Annotated in this window: 24 protein-coding genes; 13 read left to right on the forward strand and 11 right to left on the reverse strand. The window is 71.5% G+C overall.

All coding sequences use genetic code 11. The features are described 5' to 3' along the window. Window positions 1–2: 2 nt before the first annotated feature. From SM611_RS15280 to pknB, 6 genes are read left to right on the forward strand one after another with little or no spacing between them, the layout of a single operon-like run. Window positions 3–497 (forward strand): FHA domain-containing protein FhaB/FipA, encoded by a 495-nt coding sequence (locus tag SM611_RS15280; RefSeq protein WP_371950191.1) that lies wholly within the window; start codon window positions 3–5, stop codon window positions 495–497. Continuing rightward, entirely contained in the window at window positions 494–2,059 is a 1,566-nt protein-coding gene (locus SM611_RS15285) for a PP2C family protein-serine/threonine phosphatase (protein ID WP_371950192.1), read from the forward strand. The genes SM611_RS15280 and SM611_RS15285 overlap by 4 nt, the downstream gene beginning before the upstream one ends. Further along, complete coding sequence (locus SM611_RS15290; RefSeq protein ID WP_371950193.1) at window positions 2,059–3,645, forward strand: FtsW/RodA/SpoVE family cell cycle protein; 1,587 nt, start codon at window positions 2,059–2,061, stop codon at window positions 3,643–3,645. The genes SM611_RS15285 and SM611_RS15290 overlap by 1 nt, the downstream gene beginning before the upstream one ends. Window positions 3,646–3,661: 16 nt before the next feature. After that, window positions 3,662–5,137, forward strand: coding sequence for a penicillin-binding transpeptidase domain-containing protein (locus SM611_RS15295; protein WP_371950194.1), 1,476 nt, complete (start codon window positions 3,662–3,664; stop codon window positions 5,135–5,137). Then, window positions 5,134–6,528, forward strand: coding sequence for a serine/threonine-protein kinase (locus SM611_RS15300; RefSeq protein ID WP_371950195.1), 1,395 nt, complete (start codon window positions 5,134–5,136; stop codon window positions 6,526–6,528). Before SM611_RS15295 ends, SM611_RS15300 begins: the two co-directional genes overlap by 4 nt. A 22-nt stretch (window positions 6,529–6,550) precedes the next feature. Further along, complete coding sequence (gene pknB / locus SM611_RS15305; RefSeq protein WP_371950196.1) at window positions 6,551–8,347, forward strand: Stk1 family PASTA domain-containing Ser/Thr kinase; 1,797 nt, start codon at window positions 6,551–6,553, stop codon at window positions 8,345–8,347. 256 nt (window positions 8,348–8,603) lie between these two features. Here pknB and SM611_RS15310 read toward each other — a convergent pair whose 3' ends face one another. From SM611_RS15310 to SM611_RS15320, 3 genes are read right to left on the reverse strand one after another with little or no spacing between them, the layout of a single operon-like run. Then, the gene (locus tag SM611_RS15310; protein WP_371950197.1) at window positions 8,604–8,789 is read right to left on the reverse strand and encodes a hypothetical protein; all 186 of its coding nucleotides are present in this window, start codon (window positions 8,787–8,789) and stop codon (window positions 8,604–8,606) included. Between the two features lie 8 nt (window positions 8,790–8,797). Continuing rightward, window positions 8,798–9,433, reverse strand: coding sequence for a class E sortase (locus tag SM611_RS15315; RefSeq protein ID WP_371950198.1), 636 nt, complete (start codon window positions 9,431–9,433; stop codon window positions 8,798–8,800). A 24-nt stretch (window positions 9,434–9,457) separates the two neighbouring features. Further along, the gene (locus SM611_RS15320; protein ID WP_371950199.1) at window positions 9,458–10,219 is read right to left on the reverse strand and encodes a DUF881 domain-containing protein; all 762 of its coding nucleotides are present in this window, start codon (window positions 10,217–10,219) and stop codon (window positions 9,458–9,460) included. 110 nt (window positions 10,220–10,329) lie between these two features. Between SM611_RS15320 and SM611_RS15325 the strand changes: the two genes are divergently transcribed. Continuing rightward, a complete protein-coding gene (locus tag SM611_RS15325) occupies window positions 10,330–10,587 on the forward strand; it encodes a cell division protein CrgA (RefSeq protein WP_328360073.1) in 258 nt (85 codons plus the stop codon). Between the two features lie 129 nt (window positions 10,588–10,716). Here the strand turns inward: SM611_RS15325 and SM611_RS15330 are convergent, their stop codons facing one another. Both SM611_RS15330 and SM611_RS15335 read right to left on the reverse strand, forming a co-directional pair. After that, entirely contained in the window at window positions 10,717–11,613 is an 897-nt protein-coding gene (locus tag SM611_RS15330) for a rhomboid family intramembrane serine protease (protein WP_371950200.1), read from the reverse strand. A 93-nt stretch (window positions 11,614–11,706) separates the two neighbouring features. Next, the gene (locus SM611_RS15335; protein ID WP_371950201.1) at window positions 11,707–12,231 is read right to left on the reverse strand and encodes a peptidylprolyl isomerase; all 525 of its coding nucleotides are present in this window, start codon (window positions 12,229–12,231) and stop codon (window positions 11,707–11,709) included. 172 nt (window positions 12,232–12,403) lie between these two features. Between SM611_RS15335 and SM611_RS15340 the strand changes: the two genes are divergently transcribed. Together SM611_RS15340 and SM611_RS15345 are read left to right on the forward strand one after the other, a co-directional pair. Further along, window positions 12,404–12,877: a hypothetical protein gene (locus SM611_RS15340; RefSeq protein ID WP_371950202.1), complete on the forward strand. Its 474-nt coding sequence runs from the start codon at window positions 12,404–12,406 to the stop codon at window positions 12,875–12,877. Between the two features lie 103 nt (window positions 12,878–12,980). Beyond that, complete coding sequence (locus SM611_RS15345; protein ID WP_371950203.1) at window positions 12,981–13,793, forward strand: acyltransferase; 813 nt, start codon at window positions 12,981–12,983, stop codon at window positions 13,791–13,793. Between the two features lie 120 nt (window positions 13,794–13,913). Here the strand turns inward: SM611_RS15345 and SM611_RS15350 are convergent, their stop codons facing one another. Then, window positions 13,914–15,407 carry a DEAD/DEAH box helicase gene (locus SM611_RS15350; RefSeq protein ID WP_371950204.1) on the reverse strand — a complete coding sequence of 498 codons (1,494 nt, stop codon included), beginning with the start codon at window positions 15,405–15,407 and terminating at the stop codon, window positions 13,914–13,916. Between the two features lie 167 nt (window positions 15,408–15,574). Next, entirely contained in the window at window positions 15,575–16,030 is a 456-nt protein-coding gene (locus SM611_RS15355; RefSeq protein ID WP_371950205.1) for a rhodanese-like domain-containing protein, read from the reverse strand. Window positions 16,031–16,121: 91 nt separating this feature from the next. On the opposite strand from SM611_RS15355, the gene SM611_RS15360 reads away from it, so the two are divergent. Continuing rightward, window positions 16,122–17,123, forward strand: coding sequence for a helix-turn-helix domain-containing protein (locus tag SM611_RS15360; RefSeq protein ID WP_371950206.1), 1,002 nt, complete (start codon window positions 16,122–16,124; stop codon window positions 17,121–17,123). On the opposite strand, the gene SM611_RS15365 is transcribed toward SM611_RS15360, so the two are convergent. After that, window positions 17,077–17,340, reverse strand: coding sequence for a hypothetical protein (locus SM611_RS15365; protein ID WP_371950207.1), 264 nt, complete (start codon window positions 17,338–17,340; stop codon window positions 17,077–17,079). The genes SM611_RS15360 and SM611_RS15365 overlap by 47 nt on opposite strands. A 284-nt stretch (window positions 17,341–17,624) precedes the next feature. Between SM611_RS15365 and SM611_RS15370 the strand changes: the two genes are divergently transcribed. Together SM611_RS15370 and SM611_RS15375 are read left to right on the forward strand one after the other, a co-directional pair. Further along, the gene (locus tag SM611_RS15370; RefSeq protein WP_371950208.1) at window positions 17,625–18,461 is read left to right on the forward strand and encodes a S1 family peptidase; all 837 of its coding nucleotides are present in this window, start codon (window positions 17,625–17,627) and stop codon (window positions 18,459–18,461) included. A 98-nt stretch (window positions 18,462–18,559) separates the two neighbouring features. Continuing rightward, the gene (locus tag SM611_RS15375) at window positions 18,560–19,366 is read left to right on the forward strand and encodes an SDR family NAD(P)-dependent oxidoreductase (RefSeq protein WP_371950209.1); all 807 of its coding nucleotides are present in this window, start codon (window positions 18,560–18,562) and stop codon (window positions 19,364–19,366) included. Here SM611_RS15375 and SM611_RS15380 read toward each other — a convergent pair. Then, a complete protein-coding gene (locus tag SM611_RS15380; RefSeq protein WP_371950210.1) occupies window positions 19,353–19,862 on the reverse strand; it encodes a GNAT family N-acetyltransferase in 510 nt (169 codons plus the stop codon). The genes SM611_RS15375 and SM611_RS15380 overlap by 14 nt on opposite strands. Then, entirely contained in the window at window positions 19,859–20,743 is an 885-nt protein-coding gene (locus tag SM611_RS15385; RefSeq protein ID WP_371950211.1) for an NAD(P)-dependent oxidoreductase, read from the reverse strand. Before SM611_RS15385 ends, SM611_RS15380 begins: the two co-directional genes overlap by 4 nt. Before the next feature lie 97 nt (window positions 20,744–20,840). Between SM611_RS15385 and SM611_RS15390 the strand changes: the two genes are divergently transcribed. Continuing rightward, window positions 20,841–21,170 (forward strand): winged helix-turn-helix transcriptional regulator, encoded by a 330-nt coding sequence (locus tag SM611_RS15390; RefSeq protein ID WP_371950496.1) that lies wholly within the window; start codon window positions 20,841–20,843, stop codon window positions 21,168–21,170. Here the strand turns inward: SM611_RS15390 and SM611_RS15395 are convergent. Next, the gene (locus tag SM611_RS15395; protein WP_371950212.1) at window positions 21,157–21,597 is read right to left on the reverse strand and encodes an ATP-binding protein; all 441 of its coding nucleotides are present in this window, start codon (window positions 21,595–21,597) and stop codon (window positions 21,157–21,159) included. The two genes, SM611_RS15390 and SM611_RS15395, sit on opposite strands and share 14 nt — an antisense overlap. Window positions 21,598–21,682: the final 85 nt, after the last annotated feature.

Raw genomic sequence — 21,682 nt, forward strand, 5'->3', positions numbered from 1 at the left:
CGATGTCCCCATTCACCCTCACGCTGATCAAGCTGGCGTTCCTCGCGGTGCTGTGGCTGTTCGTCATCGCGGCCGTCGGCGTGATCCGGGCCGACCTGTTCGGCTCGAAGGCGGCCGCGAAGGCGGCGCGCCCGTCCCCGTCCCGGCCCCCCAAACCGGCGAGGCAGCCGAAGCCGCAGCGGCAGCAGCGCAGCGCCCAGCACGGCGCCCCGACGAAGCTGGTGGTGGTGCAGGGCGAACGGGCCGGCACCGTCATCGACCTCACCGGTGTGCCCATCACCATCGGCCGGGCGAATGACGCCACTCTGGTCGTGACCGACGACTACGCTTCGAGCCGGCATGCCCGACTTTTCGCGCAGGACGGTCAGTGGATCGTGGAAGATCTCGGCTCGACCAATGGGACGTATCTCGGACGCACGAAGGTGAGCCGGCCGATGCCGGTCCCGCCGGGCGTACCGGTCCGTATCGGCAAGACCGTGATCGAGCTGCGCAAATGACTCTGGGAATCCGCTACGCCGCGCGCTCCGACGTCGGCATGCTGCGCGAGGGCAACGAGGACTCGGCGTACGCGGGCGCGCATCTGCTCGCGGTGGCCGACGGGATGGGCGGGCACGTCGGCGGCGAGATCGCGAGCGCCGCGGCGATCGAGGCGCTGCGCGCCCTCGACAAGGACCTGCCCGCGACGGAACTGCTCGCCGCGCTGGAGCACACCGTCAAGACGGCCAATGACAACCTGAGCCGCATCGTCGAGTCGGATCCGGCCCTGCAGGGCATGGGGACGACGCTGACGGCGATGCTGTGGGCGGGCAACCAGGTCGCGCTGGTGCACATCGGGGACTCCCGCGCCTATCTGCTGCGCGACGGCAGCCTGTTCCAGATCACGCACGACCACACGCTCGTCCAGTCGCTGGTGGACGAGGGGCGCATCAGCCCGGACGAGGCTGCGTCGCACCCGCAGCGCTCGCTGCTGCTGCGGGCGCTGGACGGCCGCGGCGAGGTCGACCCCGACCTGTCGCTGCGCGAGGCGATGGTCGGCGACCGGTACCTGCTGTGCTCGGACGGCCTGTCGGGCGTCGTCACGGCGGAGACGATCTTCCAGGTGCTGACCGACGTGGACGAGCCGGACCAGGCCGTCCGGCAGCTGATCGACCTGGCGAACCGGGGCGGCGGGCCCGACAACATCACCTGCGTGGTCGCCGACGTGGTGGATCTGGAGCGGCGGCCGCCGACGGGCGGGCCGGGCCACGCGGTGGGCGCCGCGGCGAACGCCGCGCCGCCGGATCCGCCGGGCGGCGGTCCGGGCGCGAACACGACGGTGGCGGACACTCCGGCGGGCCGCGCGGCGCAGCTGCGCGACACGCGGCCGCAGCCGCCCGTGGCGGTGGACGAGCGTCCGCCGCCTCCGGCGCCGATGGCCGATCCGATGGGCGGGCCGCCGGCGCCGATGCAGCAGGCGCCGATGAAGCCGCGGCGCGGCGGGGCCCGCCGCTGGACGTGGCTGGTCGTCGTCGCCGGGGTGGTCGTCGTGGGCGTGGTGGCGGGCGGGTTCGTGCTCGTGCAGAACGTCCGGAACGGCTACTACATCGGTGCGGAGGGCGACAGCGCCGTCCTGTTCCGGGGGACGCCGCAGAGCGTGGTGGGCCTCGACCTCTCCCGCAAGGCCGACAAGCAGCCCCAGCCGCAGATCCTGCTCAGCGACCTTCCCGAGGACGTCCGGCAGCGGGTCCAGTCCACCTACGTCGTGGACGGCCCGAAGGACTGGAAGAAGCTGACCGACGCGGTCTGTAAGTACTCCCTCGTCCAGGAGGGCGGCAAGGTCGCCGTCGTACGGGGCAGGGGGCAGCAGAACTGCAAGCAGGCCACGGCCGTGACCAGTGACATCCAGCTCAGCGAGCTGCCCCGGTCGGACGCCACGAGGATCACGAAGGGCACCCCGGCGATGATCGGCAAGGCCAAGGCCGACCAGGAGCTGCTGGCGCTGGCGAAGCGCCGCGACCAGTGCGTGAACAACGAGCCGGGCAAGCCCAAGGACTGTCCCTCCAACGGTGGGAGCTCGTAGTGCACTCGCTCGGGGAGCAGATCAGGGCGCGGCTGCCCTACCAGCAGCGCAACGGCGCCTCGCTGGCGCTGCTGATCTTCGCGATGGTGCTGACGCTGTCGGCGTTCGCGGAGGTCGGGCTGGCCCGCGACCGCAGCATCCCCGCCGGGTTGTTCGTGTACGGCGGCGGTCTCGCGGTGCTGGCGTTCATCGCCTACTTCGCGCAGGCGAAGTTCACCCCGTACGCCGACCCGCTGCTGCTGCCGCTGGCCGTCGCGCTGAACGGCATCGGGCTGACGATGATCTACCGGCTCGACCTGGACACCAGCGCCGACCGCAAGGCGTCCGCCGCGGCGGGCAAGAAGCTGCTGGAGGACGCGGCGGACGCGCCCAGCCAGCTGATGTGGACGTTCGTCGGCATCGTCCTGTTCGTCGGCGCCGTCGTCATCATGCGCGACACCGACAAGACCGACGCGCCGCTGTCGTTCACCCCGAAGACGGCGCAGCGCTACACGTACCTGATCGGCCTCACCGCCGTGATCCTCCTGCTGCTGCCGATCGTCCCGGGCATCGGCGCGGAGATCAACGGCGCCCGGGTGTGGATTCACCTCGGGCCGTTCTCGGTGCAGCCGGGCGAGTTCGCGAAGCTGCTGCTGGTCGTGTTCTTCGCCGGCTACCTGGTGAACAAGCGGCAGGCGATGTCGCTGATCGGCAAGAAGGTGGGCCCGGTCAGCCTGCCGCGCGGACGCGACCTCGGCCCGATCATGGTGATCTGGTTCTTCTGCCTGGGCGTGCTGTTCATGCAGAAGGATCTCGGTACCGCGCTGCTGTTCTTCGGCCTGTTCGTGTCGATGCTGTACATCGCGACGCAGCGGATCTCCTGGGTGGTCATCGGTGTCGGGCTGCTCGCGGTGGGCGTGTTCATCGCGACGCTGCTGCCGTTCATGGGCCACGTGAACCAGCGGATCGACATCTGGCAGAACCCGAAGCCGTACTTCGACGGCGGCTGCCTGCTGGAGAGCGGCAAGGTCGTCCCGGTCAACCCCAACACCGAGATCTACAAGAGGTTCGACAAGCCGGGCGTCATCTCGCCGGGCTTCACCGCCTGCGCGAACCTGGGCGGCGAGTACTCCGACAGCGCGCAGCTGATGAAGGGGCTGTTCGCGCTCGGCCAGGGCGGCGTCCTCGGCACCGGGCTCGGCCAGGGCGAGCCGTGGCGGACGCCGCTGTCGTTCAGCGACTTCATCTTCGACTCGCTGGGCGAGGAGCTCGGGCTGACCGGGCTGATGGTGATCCTGCTGATCTACGCGTTGATCGTGCAGCGCGGGATGAAGACGGCCGTGGCGGCGCGGGACCCGTTCCTGAAGCTGTTCGCGGGCGGCGTGTCGTTCGTGCTGGCCCTCCAGGTCTTCGTGATCGTCGGGGGCGTCACACGGCTCATCCCGCTTACCGGTCTCACGACGCCGTTCCTGTCGCAGGGCGGTTCGTCGCTGATGGCCAACTGGATCCTGATCGCGATTCTGGTGCGGATGAGCCATGACGCGCGCAAGCCGGCCCCGCAGGCGATCCAGGACGAGGGCATGACCCAGATCGTGAGCACGAGGTGACTTCCCCCCTATGAACATGGACAAGCCGGTTCGGCGGGTGGCGATCTTCGCGATGCTGCTGTTCTTCGGGCTGATGGCGCAGGTCAACTACGTCCAGGGCAGCCAGGCGGAGGATCTGCGCACCGACGCGAACAACAGCCGCCAGTACGCGGACGTGTTCAACTCGCCGCGCGGCCAGATCTCCGCGGGCGGCGAGGTGCTGGTGACGTCCAAGGAGACCGGGAAGGACAACCCGAAGTACGGCCGCTCCTACAAGGACGGGCCGGTCTTCGCCCCGGTCACCGGGTACTTCAACGGCAGCGCCACGCAGGTCGAGCGGGCCTACAACTCCCTGCTCGGCGGCAAGGACAAGCGGATCACGCAGCAGCACTGGTTCGACGTGTTCATCGGCAAGAAGGCCGACGGCGCGAACATCGAGCTGACGCTCGACCCGGCCGCGCAGCGGGCGGCGTACGCGCAGCTGAAGGCGCGGACGCAGCCGGGCCGCCGCGGCGGCGCCGTGGTGATCGACGTGAAGACGGGCGCGGTGAAGGTGGCGGCGTCGTGGCCGTCGTTCGACCCGAACGAGGTGGCGCCGCAGACCGGTGAGAAGGGCGGCAAGCGGCTGGAGCAGCTCGACAAGGGCGACGGCGTGATCAAGCCGCTGGTCGACAACGCGCTGAGCCAGACGTTCCCGCCCGGCTCTTCGTTCAAGACGCTGGTGGCGGCGCTGGCGATGCAGAACCTCGGCATCAACAGCTCCTCGACCGTCGACACGGGCCAGCTGGTCCTGCCGGAGTCGGGGCGCCCGCTGCCGAACTCGCACGACAGCGGCAACTGCGGCGGTTCGGCGCCGCTGCTCGGCGCGTTCGCCGAGTCCTGCAACACGACGTTCGCGAAGATGGCGCTGGAGATGGGCATCCAGGGCCTGCACGACGGGGCCGAGAAGTTCGGGTTCGGCAAGCGGATCGAGCTGGAGCCGGACTTCTACACGGCGGAGAGCGACGTCCCGGTGGCCTACACGGACGCGACCGGCAAGACCACCCCGACCGGCAAGGACGGGACCGCGCGGTCCGGTATCGGCCAGGAGAACGTGCGCGCGACGCCGCTGCAGATGGCGATGGTCGCCGCCGCGGTCGCCAACGAGGGCAAGATCATGAACCCGTACGTGGTGCAGACGGTGCGGGCGAAGGACCAGAGCGAGCTGTACGGCGCGTCCCCGAAGGAGTTCGGGAAGGTGATGACCGGCGACCAGGCCGGGCAGCTCGAGGACATGATGCGCGCGGTGGTCACCGAGGGCACCGCGAAGAACCTGCAGGGCATGCGGATCGCCGGCAAGACCGGCACCGCCGAGCAGGGCCCGGGCAACCCGAACGCCAACTGGTTCGTCGGGTTCAGCCCGACGGACAACCCGCGCTACGCGTTCGCCGTGATGACCGAGGCGCAGGGTTCCGGCGCCGGGAACGCCGGCCCGATCGCCGGGGCGATCATGGCGAAGGTCCTGCAGAAGTGAGCACGGGCCTCGTCCTGGGCGATCGGTACCGGCTGCTGGAGCGGCTGGCCACCGGCGGGATGGGCGAGGTCTGGCGGGCGTCGGACGAGTGGTCGGGCCGGCCGGTCGCGGTGAAGCTGCTGCGGCTGGAGTTCGGCTCGGACATGCGGGCGCGCGACCGGTTCGAGTCGGAGGCGCGGTTCGCGGCGGAGCTGCGGCATCCGGGGATCGCGCGGGCGTTCGACTTCGGGGAGCACAGCGGCCGGACGTACCTGGTGATGGAGCTGGTGGCGGGCGAGCCGCTGGACGAGATCCTGGCACGCGACGGCGGGCTGGCGCTGGAGGCCGTCCTGGACCTGGTGGTGCAGGTGGGGCGGGCGCTGACGGTGGCGCACGAGGCCGGGATCGTGCACCGGGACATCAAGCCGGCGAACCTGATGGTGTCCCCGAACGGCACCGTGAAGATCACCGACTTCGGGATCGCCCGGCGGCTGGCGGCGGCGTCGCAGACCCAGACCGGGATGGTCATGGGGACGGCGCACTACATCTCGCCGGAGCAGGCGCAGGGCAAGGAGCTGTCGCCGAAGGCGGACCTGTACTCGCTGGGCGTGGTGGCCTACGAGTGCCTGACGGGCGCGCCGCCGTTCGACGGGTCGACGCCGGTGGAGGTGGCGCTCCAGCACGTCCGGGTGGCGCCGGCGGAGCTGCCGGGGCGGGTGCCGCCGGCCGCGCGCGAGCTGGTCATGGAGATGCTGGCGAAGGATCCGCTGGCCCGTCCGCGCGACGCCGGGACGGTCGCGGCGCGGGCGCTGGCGGTCCGCGCGTCGCTGACCATGCGCCGGGCCGTCGACGCGGCCGCGGGTGTCCCCGGCAGAGATCCCATCGTTACGCAATCGGCCCCTATGTCGGGATTTGACGCTGACCCGGCGGCGGATAACCTCACCAACGGGACAGTGCAACGACGCACGATGGTGGCGTACGCGTCGGCCGCGGCCGTGCTCGTGCTCGTCTGCGTGATCGTGGTCGGCTCCCTGTGGAAGGGGTTCGCCTTCGCGGGATCCGGCGAGGACGAGCGGGATCCGCCCGCCACCCCGGTCACCAGCCCGGTCGGCGGCGGTTTCGCGGACGACCCCGCGGCCCGTCCCAGCGCTCCGCCGAAGCGCCGGGTGGTCCGGAGTCCGCGGCGGCCGGCTGTCACCCCACGCCACCGGACGCATAGGATCCGTCCGTCAACGCGGATGACGTCCGGAACGTCTCCTTCACACAAGCCATCCATGAATTCGCCCCGGGCGACGCCCACAGTCCCAGAGCCAACACCCACACCGACGGGGAGCACCACGACTCCGTCAACTTCGAGCCCGGCGCCCTCGCCGATCCAGAGCGGGGGGCTAGGTTCGGAGGACAAGGTGTAGACGTACGAGGGAAAGTGCACATATGAGTCAACCTCGGCTGCTCGGCGGCCGCTACGAGCTCGAGTCGGTGATCGGGCGGGGCGGCATGGCCGAGGTCTACCGTGCCCGAGACCGGCGCCTGGATCGCGTGGTCGCGGTCAAGACGCTGCGGTCGGACCTGGCGCGTGACCCCACGTTCCAGGCGCGGTTCCGGCGCGAGGCCCAGTCGGCCGCGTCGTTGAACCACCCCTCGGTCATCGCCGTGTACGACACCGGCGAGGACATGATCGGCGACACGTCCATCCCGTACATCGTGATGGAGTACGTGGACGGCAGCACGCTGCGCGACCTGCTGCGGGAGAACCGCGCGCTGCTGCCCGACAAGGCGTTGGAGATCACCGACGGCATCCTGCGCGCGCTGGACTACAGCCACCGCGGCGGGATCGTGCACCGCGACATCAAGCCGGCCAACGTGATGCTGACCCGGCAGCACGAGGTCAAGGTCATGGACTTCGGCATCGCCCGCGCGATGGCGGACTCGGCGGCCACGATGACGCAGACCGCCCAGGTGATCGGCACCGCGCAGTACCTGTCCCCCGAGCAGGCGCGCGGCGAGCGGGTGGACGCCCGCAGCGACATCTACTCGACCGGTTGCGTCCTGTACGAGCTGCTCACCGGCAAGCCGCCGTTCACCGGCGACTCCCCGGTCGCGATCGCCTACCAGCACGTCCGCGAGGAGCCGGTGCCGCCGTCGCAGGTGGACCCGCAGATCCCGCAGTGGGCGGACGCGATCGTGCTGAAGGCGATGGCGAAGGAGGCCGACCACCGCTACCAGAACGCGACGGAGTTCCGGCAGGAGATCCAGCGCGTCCTGCAGGGGCAGCCGGTGGCGTCGACGGCGGCGTCCACGATGCTGATGGGCGGTGCGCCGCAGGGCACCCAGATGATGGGCGCCTACCCGCCGGGCGCGACGCAGGTGCGCCGCCCGCCGGACGACTACCGGCTGCCGCCCGCCCACTACGACGACGATCTCCCCGAGCAGGGCGGCGCCGGCAGGAAGGCGGCGCTGTGGGTGGGCCTCGCCGTGCTGTTCATCGGCGGCGCGGCGCTGATCGGCTGGATGCTGAGCGGCGGCGGGGGCGAGAAGAACGCGCAGGTCGCGATCCCGCAGAGCATCATCAACGTGTCGCAGGCCGATGCGACGGCGCAGCTCACCAAGCTCGGTTTCCAGGTCGGCGAGCCGAAGTCGGACTTCAGCGACGACATCCGCAAGGGCAACGTGATCAGCTCCGACCCGGAGCCGGGCACGAACGCGGCCAAGGGCTCCACGGTGACGCTGGTGATCTCCAAGGGGGAGAAGCCGCCGACGCAGGTCGAGGTCCCGAACGTGGCCGGGCAGCCGTACTCGACGGCCAAGAAGCTGCTGGAGGCGAAGGGCTTCGAGGTCGAGCGGAGGGCGGAGTCGAGCGACACCGTCCCGCGGCTCAACGTGATCAGCACCGACCCGGCCGGCGGCACGAAGGCGCCGAAGGGGTCGACGGTCACGGTCGTGTTCTCGAACGGGCCGACGAACCTAAAGGTGCCGAATCTGTTCAATAACAGCCAGCGGGCGGCGTGCGGCAAGCTGGAGGGCCTCGGGCTCAAGTGCAACGTGCAGAAGGGCACGCCGCCGCCGGACAAGCAGGTCGCGCCGGGCATCGTCTACGACCAGCAGCCCGGTCCGGACACGACGGTCGCGCCGGGCGACACGGTGACGATCTTCGTGGCGGAGAAGCCGCCGCCGACGCCGACCCAGCCGACGCCGACCGTCCCGGGCTTCCCGGGCGACGGCCAGGGCTGAGTCGTGTGAGCGGCCCGTGAACGTCGGGGGCCGCGCGAGCGACAGGGCCCCGGTCTCCAGCGCGGAGACCGGGGCCCTTCGCTTGCCGTCGGCCCGCGCGATGGCGGGGCTGCGCCAAGGGGGCTGGGCCGGGCATGAAACGGGGCTTCCGCCACTCGGGGGCAATGGCGGAAGCCCTCGTTATGGTCTTCGTCACGCGGCCCTAGGACGTTACGGATTTCAACCGAAATCTCTGAACTCGCCGCCGGGGTGCGGGTCAGCCGCCCGGCGTGGCGGACGGAGCCGGGGTCTGGACGACGCCGTGATCGAACTGGATCTTGGCTTCGAGTTGCGGGAACAGCGCGTACCAGAGGACGGCGGCGACCGCGATCACGATGCCGGCCGCGGCGGCGGTCTTGGCGGGCCACGCGCCGGGGAGACGGCGCCAGATCCAGGCGTACACGGGACCTCCTACTTTCCGGCGGCGGGCCGCACGCGGGGCAGCGTCTCGGCCAGCTCACCGAAGATGATCATTCGTTCGGCGGCGGAGTACTTGGGGTGGCAGGTGGTGAGGGTGATGAGCCGTTCGGTCGGCCGCCGCTTCGGGTGGAAGGGGACGGGCGCGGCCACGTCGGTCGCGGACGGCTTCACGATCGTGCGATCGGTGACCTGGTAGACGTACTGCCGATCGCGGGTGTCGATGAGGATCCGGTCGCCGCGGTCGAGTTCGCCGAGCCGGTTGAAGGGGGCGGAGTAGGTCGTCCGGTGGCCGGAGACGACGAAGTTGCCGAGTTGGCCGGGCAGCGCGGTCCCCGGGTAGTGGCCGGGGCCCTTGCGCAGGTCGGCGCGGGTGACGCCCTCCACCACGACGAAGCGGTAGTCCTTGCCGAACCGGGGGATGCGGATCATCGCGAGCCCCTCGCCGAGCTTCACCTTCTCGGTGGTGACCTTCGCGGCGCGCCAGCCGTTCAGCATCTCGTCCTGGAGGCGGTCCTGCTGGCCCTGGGTGTACCGGCCGGTGCCCCACAGTTCGTAGGTGACGAACAGCATGACGATCAGGCCGGCGGTGATGCACAGCTCGCCCACGCCACGGAGCACCGTCCGCACGCGCGTCCTCCTCACTCGCCGGGGTCAGCCGCCCGGCCCTCGTCGCGCCGCGGGCGGCACCGTGGCGTGCTTCATGGTCACGTTGCCGGTGTAGGGCGGCAGCGCGGCCCGTTCCAGGGTCCGCACCGAGTAGCCGAGCCCGTACGCGCGGACGTACTTGCGGTAGACGGCGATCTCGGGGGACGCGCCGAGCGCCGCGCGGAGCCGGACCGGGTCGCCCACGGCGGTGATCCGGTACGGCGGGGAGTACACGACGCCCTGGAGGATCAGGGTATTGCCCACGCACCGGACCGCGCTCGTCGAGATGACCCGCTGATCCATGATCTGCATCGCGCGGGCGCCGCCCGCCCAGAGCGCGTTGACGACGGCCTGGACGTCCGCCTGGTGGACGACGAGGTCGTCGGGGCGGACGCCGTGCGGCGGATCGTCCGATTTCGGCAGCGGCGCGTCGTCCAGCATGACGCTGACGGCGGGGCCGGTCAGCGGGGTGAACCCGGCGCCGGCGGCGAGCCGGTCGGCCTCCGCCCGCGCGGTTTTCACGCGCGCGTCGTGACGTCCGGCCTCCCGGGAGATACGGTCGACCTGGTCGCGGAGGCGCCGGTACTCGGCGCGCTCCTCGTGGCCGCGACGCTGTTCGGCGGTGATGAGCTCGGTGATCCTGGTGCGGCCCTCCTCGCGCAGGCTCGTGCCGCGCGCCGTGCTCGCGCTCGCCGCGAACAGGGTCCCCGCGAGGAGCGTGAGAGCTGGGATGATGCTTCCCCACGCCGAACGCCGTACGCTGCTCATCGAGAATCTGCTCATCAGACAGTGGTCACCAGCGACTACGCTAACCGACAAAACACCCATGCGCGGTCCGGCGCTCCGGCCGCCGGACGCACGAGGAGAACGATCCCACCGTGGCCAAGTCCAAAGTGCGCAAGAAGGCCGTCTACACGCCGCCGCAGAAGTCCAAGGCGCCCGAGGTCAGTCCCCGCTGGCTGGTGCCCACGATGGTCGGTCTGTGGCTCATCGGCCTGATCTGGATCGCCGTCTTCTACGTGACGGCAAGCACCGGCACCGACGTGCCGTACATGACCGACCTGCACAACTGGAACCTGGGCATCGGCTTCGCGGCGATCATCCTCGGCGTGGTGCTGTCGACCCGCTGGCGCTGACGGCCGGTTATCCACAGGTCGGGGATCTCGGACCCCGGCTTTCCCCAGGTTTTCCACAGGTCTTTTCCACAGTTGGCGCGTCGGCGACGCGGACGCCGTCGCGGGTGGACGGCGTCCGCGCCGGCGCTGCTACACCGACGGGCTCAGCTCCGCCGTCCTGACCACCACGAGCGCCGCCAGCAGCACGAGCATGAGCAGCGGCGCCCCGATGTGGAACAGCCGCCGCCGCGCGGCGGGAGCGTACGCGTACGCCGCCGCGAGCACCGCGCCGACCACGAGCCCGCCGACGTGGCCCTGCCAGGAGATCCCCGGCACCGAGAAGGTGATCACCAGGTTGATCACCAGCAGCACCACGATGGGCCCGACCGGCCCGCCCAGCCTGCGGCCGATCACGAAGTACGCGCCGAACAGCCCGAAGATGGCGCCGGACGCACCGACCGCCGAGGAGCCCGGAGCGCCGACCAGGTACAGCAGGACCGACCCACCGAGGCCGGACAGCAGGTAGAGCGCCAGGAAGCGCCACCGTCCGAGCATCTGCTCCAGCGCGGGGCCGACGGCCCACAGCGCCCACATGTTGAACAGGATGTGGGTGATGCCGAACGTCCCGCCGCGCTGGTGCAGGAACATCGTGGTGAACAGCCGGTACCACTCGCCCTCGGCGACCCCGCCGACGCTGCCGTCGGGCAGCAGGGCGCGGCCGAGCATCATGAACTCCCACACGACCCGCTGGGACGCCAGCTCGGCGAGGTAGGCCGCCACGCACAGGCCGATCAGCGAGTACGTGACGACCGGCACGGCGGACGCGGGGGCCCGCCCGCCCACGGGCGTCCGGGGGACCGCCCTGCGGACGCCCCGGTTGCCGTCGGCGACGCACTCCACGCACTGGTGCCCGACCGCCGCGTCCCGCATGCAGTCCGGGCAGATGTAGCGGTCGCACCTGGTGCAGCGCACATACGTCTCGCGCCCCGGATGCCGGTAGCAGGTCGGCACCGAGGTCTCGGGAGCGGGACTGTGGTCTGTGCTCATCTCAGGCTCCGTGTGGACGGTGCGGGCGTCACCCGGCGGGGGCGGCGCCCGATGCGGGCGGTCGCCCGTCGCGTGCTCTCACCGTAGGAACGTCTAACGGCGCTCGATCGTCACCGTCTGCAGGACGACGTCCTGCTTAGGACGGTCGTTGCGGCCGGTCTCGACCTTGCCGATGCGGTCGACGACGTCCGTCCCCTCGATGACCTTGCCGAAGATGGTGTGGCGTCCGGTCAGGTGCTGGGTGTGGCCGACGTCGAGCGTGATGAAGAACTGGGAGCCGTTGGTGCCGGGCCCCGCGTTCGCCATCGCCAGCAGGTACGGGCGGTTGAACTTGAGGTCCGGGTGGAACTCGTCCTTGAACTGGTAGCCGGGGCCGCCGGTGCCGGTGCCGAGCGGGTCGCCGCCCTGCAGCATGAACTGGTCGATGACGCGGTGGAAGATCGTCCCGTTGTAGAGCGGGGCGTCGGACTTCTGCCCGGTGCGCGGGTCGGTCCAGGTCCGGGTGCCCTCCGCCAGCTCGACGAAGTTCGCCACGGTCTCGGGCGCGTGCTCCGGGTAGAGCTGGATCACGATCTTGCCGAGCGACGTGTTGAGCGTCGCGAAGATCTCGTTGGCCACGCTGGCCGCCTCCTCGTGAGGTGGATGTCTGAGCTCTGCACGTTACGGTCTCGGTCATGCGCAAATCGACTACCGGGCGTGCACGGGTGGTCACGCCCGCAGGGTTTACCTCCCGATCCCTGGGAAGGCTGCATGACAGGACCTCGCAAACAGGGAGGTTAGCGTGTCCCTAATGATCAGTATCCGCCGGAAGCCGCAGGAGGAAGTCCTCTCGCGGTTCGACCGCGTCCAGGAGGCGGCCCGCCAGGGCGCCGAGGTGTGCCGGCAGAGCGCCTCCAACGCGGCGGGGCGGATCGCGCCCGTCGCGGAGGATCGGCTCATGGTCGTCCGCGGCTGGAGCGCACCGAGGCTCCGGCGGGCGGCCCGGTACGTGGAGTCCGGGCTCGCCCCGCGGGTGAGCACGTTCCTGAGCGATGTCGCCGGAAAGGTCGAGCCGCCCAAGCGGTCCGGACCCGGACGCGGCACGCTCATGGCGATGATGGGCGTCGTCGCCGCCGTCGGCGCGGCCGGTGTGGTCGCGACGCGGCGCGGCGTCATCCGCGACATGACCAAGGGTTCCGGTGAGCATGCGGAGGACGCCACTTCGGCCGACTCCATGACGGTCTCCGGCGCCGATGTCGACGGTCAGGTGCATTCGCCGCACTAGCGCGCGCACATCGGAGGGCCTGGCCGGTGACGGCCGGGCCCTTCGCCGTGCGAGGGGCCCACCGCGGTGCACGAGCGGGGCTACCAACCGGTACGGTAACGCCATGTCGCCGAAGCGCTCCCTCGGGCAGGTGCTGGCGGCCCGCGCTGGGCGGCGGGCGCGCCAGGGCGTGCACACGGCCGTGCACCACGCCTGGCAATGGGTCCAGCGGCACGGCGAGATCACGCCGCACACTCCGGGCCGGCGCAAGTTCGCCTACCTCGGCGAGGGCGCCTGCATCGGCTTCCCGGTCGGCTCCATCTACGGCGAGCCGTGGATATCGATCGGCGACCACACCCTCGTCGGCACGCACGTCACGATCTCCGCCGGCTTCGTCCCCGGCCTCGACCTGGGCCCGGACGTCATCGTCCGGATCGGCGCGAGCTGCTCCCTGGGGCGCGGCACCCACATCGTCGGGCACCAGTCCATCGACATCGGCGACGACGTCTTCACGGGCCCGAACGTCTACATCACCGACCAGAACCACACCTACGGCGACGTCCACGTGCCGATCGGGCGGCAGTGGCCGGAGAACAACCCGGTCGTGATCGGCGACGGCTGCTGGATCGGCACCGGCGCGATCATCCTGCCGGGCACCCGGCTGGGCCGGAACGTCGCCGTCGCGGGCGGCGCGGTCGTCCGCGGCGAGTTCCCCGACCATTCGGTCATCGGCGGCGTCCCCGCGAAGATCCTGCGCAGCCACGACAAGGAGAACGGCTGGCAGCCGCCGCTCCGCAACGACCCGCTGATGTCCCTGGACGAGCTCGCCGCCCTCTCCGTGAACGGCCTGGAGGGCCTCCAGATCCTCCAGGACAAGCTCCGCGAGGAGTCCAAGGCACGCGCCGAGGACGGCACCCTCCAGGAAGAGGCCGGCTGAACGACGTTGATCTGCGGCGTGTTGTTGGTTCGGGGGCGTCCATAACAACAACTCGCCGCAGGTCAACGAAGATGCGAGAAGCCCCGCCCGGGTGTGCCGGACGGGGCTTCTGCGCGTCGGTCAGTTGTAGCGGGCGGCGCGGCGCTCGCCGCCGTTGTAGGGGGCCCCGCGGCGTGCGCCGTGGGAGCCGCCGCCGGTGCGCGGGCCGCCGCCCCGGCGCTCGCCGCCGGAGTAGGCGCGGTGCTCGCCGCGGGCGGGCTCGCCGTCGCGGCGGCGCCCGCCGTCCTGGCGGTCGAAGGAGCGCGGGCCCCGGCGGCGTCCGCCGCCGCCCTGCCGGCCCCGGCCGCCCTCGCGGCGCGGACGCTCGGGGATGAGCGGCTCCTCGATCGGGATGCCGGACGGCGGCCGGGCGCCGGTCAGCTTGACCAGCTCCGCGTCGCCGGTGGTGACGCGGGTGCGGGGCGCGTTGATCCCGGCGCGGCGCGTCATCGCGGACGTGGAGCGCACCTGGTGCGGCAGGACGAGCGTGACGACGGTGCCGCGCTCGCCGGCGCGGGCGGTGCGTCCCGCGCGGTGCATGTAGTCCTTGTGGTCGGCGGGCGGGTCGACGTGCATGACCAAAGTCACGTCGTCGACGTGGATGCCGCGGGCGGCGACGTCGGTGGCGACCAGCACGCTGATCGAGCCCTCGCGGAACTCGGCGAGCGTCCGGGTGCGCAGGCCCTGGCTCTTGCCGCCGTGCAGGCCCGCCGCGCGGACGCCGGCCTGGACGAGCTGCTTGGCGAGCCGGTCGACGCCGTGCTTGGTGCGGGCGAACAGGATCGTCCGCCCCTCGCGGTTGGCGATCTCGGCGGTGACGGCGCTCTTCTCCTTCGGCGCCACGAGCAGGAGGTGGTGGTCCATCGTGTCGACGGACTCGTCCACCGGGCCGATCGCGTGCGTGACCGGGTTGCTCAGGTACCGCTTGACGAGGACGTCGACGTCCTTGTCGAGGGTGGCGGAGAAGAGGAGGCGCTGGCCGTCCCGCTTGGCGGCGTCCAGGATGTCGGTGACGTCGGGCAGGAAGCCCATGTCGGCCATGTGGTCGGCCTCGTCCAGCACGGCGATCTCGATGTCGGACAGGTCGCAGGCGCCCTGCCGCATCAGGTCCTTCAGCCGGCCGGGCGTGGCGACGAGGACCTCGACGCCTCGGCGCAGCGCGTCGATCTGCTTGAACATGGACGTCTGGCCGATGACGGTCTTGAAGCGCAGCCCGAGGCCGCGGCCGAGCGGCTCCAGGTTGGTCTGCACCTGCTGGGCCAGCTCGCGGGTCGGCACGAGGATCAGCGCCAGCGGACGCTTCGGGGCGGCCTTGCGGCCGGAGAGGCGGGAGAGGAGCGGCAGGCCGAACGCCAGGGTCTTGCCGGAGCCGGTCTTGCCGCGCCCGAGGACGTCGCGTCCCGCCATGATGTCGGGGATCGCGGCGGCCTGGATGGGGAACGGGGCCTCGATGCCCTGGCGCTCCAGGGCGTTCACCAGCACCGGCGGGATGCCGAGCTCGGCGAAGGTGGGAACCTGTCCCTCGTCCGCGGTGGCGGGCATGGACGGGTTCTGTTCAGCGGCAGCTGTGGTCACGCATTACCTTCCGAGAGGGGGGCACGTCTCGGGAGGCACCACGATGTGCGCGGCCTGCAAGGACGAGCCTGACGCCATGGGGGCGTCGAAGAGTGATTCGAATAGTCTAACGTCGCCGGGGAACCTACTTATGCCCCGTCCCCGTGGAACCATGCGCCGACCCTGCCTCAGCAGGCACAGGAGACGCCCGCCACGGGGGCCGTCAGAGGGTCGGCGGGGCGGCGCGTGACGGCGCCGCCGCCGGTCTCGACGGGGAACCCTTCGCGCGCCCAGTACTCGAACCCGCCGATCATCTCCTTGACGGGACGGCCGAGCCTCGCGAACTCCAGCGCCGCCTTCTGGGCGCCGTTGCAGCCGGGTCCCCAGCAGTAGACGACGACGGTCGCGCCGTCCGGCACCAGTACCGCGGCGCGCTCCGCGATCTCGGCGGTGGGGATGTGGACCGCCCCGTGGACGTGGCCCTGCGCCCAGCTCTCGGTGCTGCGCGTGTCGACGACGACGATGCCGGGCGTGTCCGCGGCGAGAGCGGCGGCGACGTCGGACACATCGGTCTCGAAGGCCAGACGGGCGGCGAAGTGCCGGTACGCCTCGTGGGCGGGCGCGGCAGGCGTGATGGCGTTCATGGAGGGCTCCTTCCGGTGTCGTGAACGATCCTCGGCGTCCGGGTGCGGTCGCGGCAGTGGCGTGAACGCCCGGCATCGCTAGGATTTCGCCATGCTGGTTCCGGTACGGCGGCACACGGTCTCGGTGCTGGCCTTCGACGGCATGGCGCCGTTCGAGCTGGGCTCCGTCGTCGAGGTGTTCGGGCTGGCCCGGCCCGAGCTGGACGTCCCCTGGTACGACCTGCGGGTCTGCTCCCCGGCGCCCGGCCCGATGCGGGCGGTCGGCGGCTTCACGATGACGGCCGAGCACGGGCTGGACGCGTTCGCGTCGGCGGACACCGTGATGGTCGTCGCCGTCCCCGACGTCCGGCGCGACCCGCCGCCCGAGGTCGTCGCGGCGTTGCGGGACGCGCACGCGCGAGGCGCCCGCGTCGTCTCCATCTGCTCGGGCGCGTTCGCGCTCGCCGCCGCCGGCCTCCTGGACGGACGCGAGGCCACCACCCACTGGCAGTACGCCGACCTGCTGCGCCGCCGCTACCCGGCCGTCCGCGTTACCCCGGACGTCCTCTACGTGGACGGCGACGACGTCCTGACGGGCGCGGGCAGCGCGGCGGGCCTCGACATGTGCCTGCACCTCGTCCGCAAGGACCACGGCGCCCGGATCGCCAACATGGTCGCGCGCCGGCTGGTCGTCCCGCCGCACCGGGAGGGCGGGCAGGCGCAGTTCGTCGAGGCCGCCGTGACCCGCCCGGCCGAGGACGACCCGGTCGCGCGCAGCATGGCGTGGGCGCTGGCCCACCTGGCCGAGCCCATCACGATCGCCCGCCTGGCGCGCGAGGCGTGCCTCTCACCCCGCACGTACATCAGGCACTTCAACCGGCGGACGGGCACGAGCCCCCTCCGCTGGGTCATCACCCAGCGCGTCCTGGCCGCCCTGCCGCTCCTGGAAGGGACTACCGCGCCCGTCGAAGAGATCGGCGCCGCCGTCGGCTTCGAGAGCCCGGCGACCTTCCGCCACCACTTCGCGCGGGCGATGAGGACGTCCCCCTCCGCCTACCGCCGCACTTTCAGCGGGTGGCGAGGGGCGCCTGCCGGTCGATCTGGCGGCCCATGACGAGGACCATCTCGTTGAACGCGGCGCTGCCGTAGCGGGCGTGCAGCGCCGGGTAGACGTTCTTGCGGGCGGCTTCCTTGAGCATCCAGCTCAGGTCGGTGTGGGCCACCCGCTCGCCGCGGCCGAGGCGGTCGTGCGCCTCCCGGGTCACCCGGAGCAGCTCCGGGTGCGCCGCCGACTCGGAAAGGATCATGCGCGTGGCGTCCCTGAGGTCCATGCCGCGCAGTCTAGGCGCGCGCCGGGCTCAGGGGCAGATCATGCACCACCCACGCGGAGGACGCCTTCCGTCCCGTGCGACATCCTCCCTGGATTTCGGACGCGCCGCACGTGTGGCCGATTTTGCAATGCCTGCCTGATTTGCCGGGTTCTTGCAGGTTGCTGGAATCGGCTGCTTCCGCCGGGCGGGGCGCCTGGTTACCATCGCGCTGCGCGTCCGGCGCCGCTCCCTTCCTCAGTGCGCCGGTCCGTCCCCGCCGACCTCACCCCGAGAGGACCCCCGCCGTGCGAAGAAGCATTCTCGGCGTGCTCGCCGCCGCCTGCCTCGGGACCGCGACCCTGACTGCCCCGCCCGCGGCCACCGCCGCGCCGGCGCCGCCCAGGGCCGCCGTCGACTACACCGGGATCGTCGCGCTGAGCAACTGCTCCGGCTCGCTGGTGCGCACCCCGACCGCCGCGAGCACCGACCCGGCGCTCGTCCTGACCAACGGCCACTGCTACGAGGGCGGCATGCCGTCCGCCGGACAGGTGATCACGAACCGGGCGTCCAGCCGCTCGTTCACGCTGCTGAACCCGAGCGGCCAGGGGTCGCTCGGCACGCTGCGCGCAAGCAGGATGCTGTACGCGACGATGACGGACACCGACGTGACCCTGTACCGGCTCAACCGGAGCTACGCGAGCATCCAGCAGGCGTATGGGACGACCGCGCTGGAGCTGTCCCTCGCCCATCCGACCGCCGGGACCGACCTGCGCGTCGTGTCCGGCTACTGGCGGCGGACGTACTCCTGCACCCTCGACGGGTTCGCCTACCGGCTCCGCGAGAGCTCCTGGACGTGGAAGGACTCGGTGCGCTACACGTCCTCCTGCGATGTCATCGGCGGGACGTCCGGATCGCCGGTCATCGACGCGTCGTCCGGCAAGGTCATCGCGGTGAACAACACCATCAACGAGGACGGCGGCCGCTGCACGCTGAACAACCCGTGCGAGGTGGACGAGGCGGGCAACATCACGGTGCGCCCGCACATCGGCTACGCGCAGGAGACGTACATCCTGGCCGCCTGCATCGCCCCCGGAAGCGTCATCGACTTCAACCGTCCGGGGTGCCTCGTCCCGCGGGGCTGATCCTTTCCGCCCCGAACCCGCAACCGTCCGAGCGGGAGCGGGGTTCAGGGAGCGTGCACGCCCAGCCGGGCGTGCACGCTCGCTGAGAGGGGAAACTCATGGACTTGCGGCTCACCGGACGCGTCGCGGTCGTCACCGGGGCGTCGAAGGGGATCGGGCTCGCGGTCACGCGGACGCTGCTGGACGAGGGCGCGCGGGTGGCGGCGGTGTCGCGCAAGGCGGGGGCGGAACTGGACGCGCTCGCCGGGCCTGACCTGCTGCACGTGCCGTCCGACCTCATGGACCCGGACGCCCCGGCGGCGGCCGTGGAGCGGGCGGTGGAGGCGTTCGGGCGGCTCGACGTGCTGGTCAACAACGCCGGAGGCCCGCCGCCCGGGGCGTCCCTGCCGCGCTTCGGCTTCCTGACCCCGTCGGACGACGACTGGCGCGACATGTTCGAGTTCAACCTGTTCGCGGTGGTCCGGGCGGTGCGGGCGGCGATCCCGCACCTGCTGCGGAGCGACGCGGCGTCGGTCGTGAACGTCTCGTCGGGGAACGGGCGGCGCCCCGGGCCGATGAACTTCGACTACAACGCGGCGAAGGCGGCGCTGAACAACCTGACGAAGGGCCTGTCGGAGGAGTACGCGCCGCAGGGCGTCCGGGTCAACTCGGTCTCGCCGGGACCGGTCCGGACACCCTGGTGGACGGACGAGGGCGGCGCCGCCGACATCATCGCCGGGGCGACCGGCTCCGACCGCGACGCCGTGCTGGACGGCGGCGCCGCGGAGATGATGGCCCTCACGACGGGCAGGCTCGCCACGCCGCAGGAGGTCGCGGACATGGTCGTGCTGCTGGCGTCGCCGCGCTCGGCGAGCACGACCGGCGCCGACGTCGCGGTCGACTCCGGTTTCCTCAAGGAGATCTGACGTCCGTGCCGCCGGCGTCCAGGTCCTTGACGTAGCGGTGGACGGGCACGTCGACGGTGCCCGTCGCGGTAGGGGCCTGGTAGGTGATGGGGCCGGTGTCGCGCCATCCGTGGAACTCGTACATGCGCCGGGCCCGCGTGTTGCCGGGGACGACCGCGAGCCACGCCTGGCGGTGCCGTCCCCGGAACCGGTCTTCGGCGGCCCGCAGCAGCGCCCCGCCGACGCCCTCGCCGCGTGCGGACTGGTCGACGGCCAGCTGGACCACTTCGCCGTCGTCGTCACCGAGGATGACCAGGCCGAGGATCCGGCCCTCGCCCCCGGTGGCGACGAGGGTCGAGCCCGCGTACTTGTCGGCGTGGACGGCGAAGTGCTCGGGGCCGCGCGCGTCCATCAGCGCGGCGGGGACGTGGCCCGCGTGCCCGTCGAGCCAGGCCGCCCGCCACAGCGGCGCCAGCGTCGGCAGATCGGCGGGCTCGGCCGGTCTCACGATCATCATCGTCCCCTTCCTGAGGTGGCCAGTAGGTCGACCACGCCGGTGGTGCCCTCGTCGGGGTGGCCGTCGGCGAGGCGGCGTTCCATCAGCGCCATTAACGGGGCGAGGAGTTCGGGACTGACCCCCTGCTCCTCGGCCGTGCGCAGCAGCGTCCTGTTGCCCTGCACCATCATGGCGAGGTTGGACGCCACGCCCAAGGTGTAGTCGCCGCTCTCCAGGTGCGCCGCCATGCCGTCCGCCGCCCCGGCCATGGCGGTGAGCCATTCGACGAGCAGCGGGGCGAACCCACTCGGCGACGTCGCGCCGCGCATGAGCGCGAACGCATGTGCCATCCCGGCGAACATGCCGGTCATCCCGCTCAGCAGCGCCACGTCGTGCAGGGCGGCCGAACCGGCGTCCTCCCCGACGTACCTGGCGGACGCCGGGACGCTCAGCGCGTCGTGGTGCTCGGCGAACGATTCCCGCGACCCGCTGTAGAAGACGTAGGCACCCGACTCGGGGACGCCGATCATCGGCGGCACGGCCATCATCCCGCCGTCCAGGTAGCGGGCTCCGCGCCCGGCCGCCCATCCCGCGCGCTCGCGCGCCTCGCCAGGCGTCCCGGTGGTGATGTTGACCAGGTCCTTGCCCGCGAGGCCGGCGTCCGCGAGGGCTTCGCCGACGGACGCGTCATCGAGCAGGCAAACGATCACCAGGCCGCTCGCGGCGACGGCTTCAGCGGCCGTCGCCGCCGCTTTCGCCCCCTCGGCGACGAGCGGCTCGGCGCGGCTCGCCGTCCGGTTCCAGACGGTCGTGTCGTATCCCGCGGCCAGCCACGCGCGGGTGATCGCGGCACCCATCGCACCAAGGCCGAGCACGCTGATCTGCTTGGAGTCATGTCCCATGCCGTCCAGGCTCGGCCCCGGTCGCGCACATGATCAAGTACGCACTTCGAGGTGCGTGGTTACCCTGACTTCAGTGACGAGGTCAGGGGGCGGGACGATGCGGCCGGGGTCGTACATCTGCGGGATCGACGCGGCGATGGACGTGATCAGCGGCAAGTGGAAGGGGCTGATCCTCTGGGCGCTGGACGAGCGGCCCCACCGCTTCGGGGAGCTGCGCAGGGAGCTGCCCGGCGTGACCGAGAAGGTGCTCGCCGCCCAGCTGCGCGAGATGGAGCAGGACGGCATCGTCCACCGCGAGGCGTACGCCGAGGTGCCGCCCCGCGTCGAGTACTCGCTGACACCGCTCGGCGTCTCGCTCAACGAGGCCCTGGCCCCGCTCGGCGCCTGGGGACGGGAGAACGTCCTCGCCCACATCACCCATCGCTGACGTCCCCGGCCGGCGCCGCGTGGAACTCCGCCCATACGGCGGTGCCGTTCAACGACGGATGCGACCCCCAGCTCTTGGAGAGCGCGTCGACGAGGAACAGCCCGCGGCCGTCGTCCGCGAACGGGTCGGTGCGGACGCGCGGCTGCTTCCGAGCACCGCCCTGGTCGAGGACGGTCACGCGCAGCACGTCCTCGCGGGCGCTCACCACGACGGTGACCTGCCCGCCCGTCCCGGACGCGGTGTGCTCGCACGCGTTGGCGACCAGCTCGTCCACGCAGAGGACGACGTCGGCCAGCGCCTCGCCGTCCACATGGGTCGCGACCCCGCTCACGAAGGCCCGCGCGACCCGCGCGGACCTCGGCTCGCCGGGCATCGTGATCGTCCCGAGGAACCGCAGGTCTCCGGACTCCGCCTCACAAGGCGTCATTGCCTCACTCCCTCCGGTAATCGACGCCCGCAAGCATGAATGCCCAGGTGAGAGCGCACAACCGTCTTCATTGAGAGAGGGAGGA

It is taken from the genome of Actinomadura monticuli (genome assembly GCF_041463655.1).
Taxonomy (GTDB): Bacteria; Actinomycetota; Actinomycetes; order Streptosporangiales; family Streptosporangiaceae; genus Spirillospora; species Spirillospora monticuli.

Excerpts from the sequence above, each read along its gene's own strand:
- SM611_RS15280 (WP_371950191.1), top strand. The coding sequence starts at position 3 with ATGTCCCCATTCACCCTCACGCTGATCAAGCTGGCGTTCCTCGCGGTG.
- SM611_RS15285 (WP_371950192.1), top strand. The coding sequence starts at position 494 with ATGACTCTGGGAATCCGCTACGCCGCGCGCTCCGACGTCGGCATGCTG.
- SM611_RS15295 (WP_371950194.1), top strand. The coding sequence starts at position 3,662 with ATGGACAAGCCGGTTCGGCGGGTGGCGATCTTCGCGATGCTGCTGTTC.
- pknB (WP_371950196.1), top strand. The coding sequence starts at position 6,551 with ATGAGTCAACCTCGGCTGCTCGGCGGCCGCTACGAGCTCGAGTCGGTG.
- SM611_RS15320 (WP_371950199.1), bottom strand. The coding sequence starts at position 10,219 with ATGAGCAGCGTACGGCGTTCGGCGTGGGGAAGCATCATCCCAGCTCTC.
- SM611_RS15330 (WP_371950200.1), bottom strand. The coding sequence starts at position 11,613 with ATGAGCACAGACCACAGTCCCGCTCCCGAGACCTCGGTGCCGACCTGC.
- SM611_RS15340 (WP_371950202.1), top strand. The coding sequence starts at position 12,404 with ATGATCAGTATCCGCCGGAAGCCGCAGGAGGAAGTCCTCTCGCGGTTC.
- SM611_RS15345 (WP_371950203.1), top strand. The coding sequence starts at position 12,981 with ATGTCGCCGAAGCGCTCCCTCGGGCAGGTGCTGGCGGCCCGCGCTGGG.
- SM611_RS15355 (WP_371950205.1), bottom strand. The coding sequence starts at position 16,030 with ATGAACGCCATCACGCCTGCCGCGCCCGCCCACGAGGCGTACCGGCAC.
- SM611_RS15360 (WP_371950206.1), top strand. The coding sequence starts at position 16,122 with ATGCTGGTTCCGGTACGGCGGCACACGGTCTCGGTGCTGGCCTTCGAC.
- SM611_RS15365 (WP_371950207.1), bottom strand. The coding sequence starts at position 17,340 with ATGGACCTCAGGGACGCCACGCGCATGATCCTTTCCGAGTCGGCGGCG.
- SM611_RS15375 (WP_371950209.1), top strand. The coding sequence starts at position 18,560 with ATGGACTTGCGGCTCACCGGACGCGTCGCGGTCGTCACCGGGGCGTCG.
- SM611_RS15380 (WP_371950210.1), bottom strand. The coding sequence starts at position 19,862 with ATGATGATCGTGAGACCGGCCGAGCCCGCCGATCTGCCGACGCTGGCG.
- SM611_RS15385 (WP_371950211.1), bottom strand. The coding sequence starts at position 20,743 with ATGGGACATGACTCCAAGCAGATCAGCGTGCTCGGCCTTGGTGCGATG.
- SM611_RS15390 (WP_371950496.1), top strand. The coding sequence starts at position 20,841 with ATGCGGCCGGGGTCGTACATCTGCGGGATCGACGCGGCGATGGACGTG.
- SM611_RS15395 (WP_371950212.1), bottom strand. The coding sequence starts at position 21,597 with ATGACGCCTTGTGAGGCGGAGTCCGGAGACCTGCGGTTCCTCGGGACG.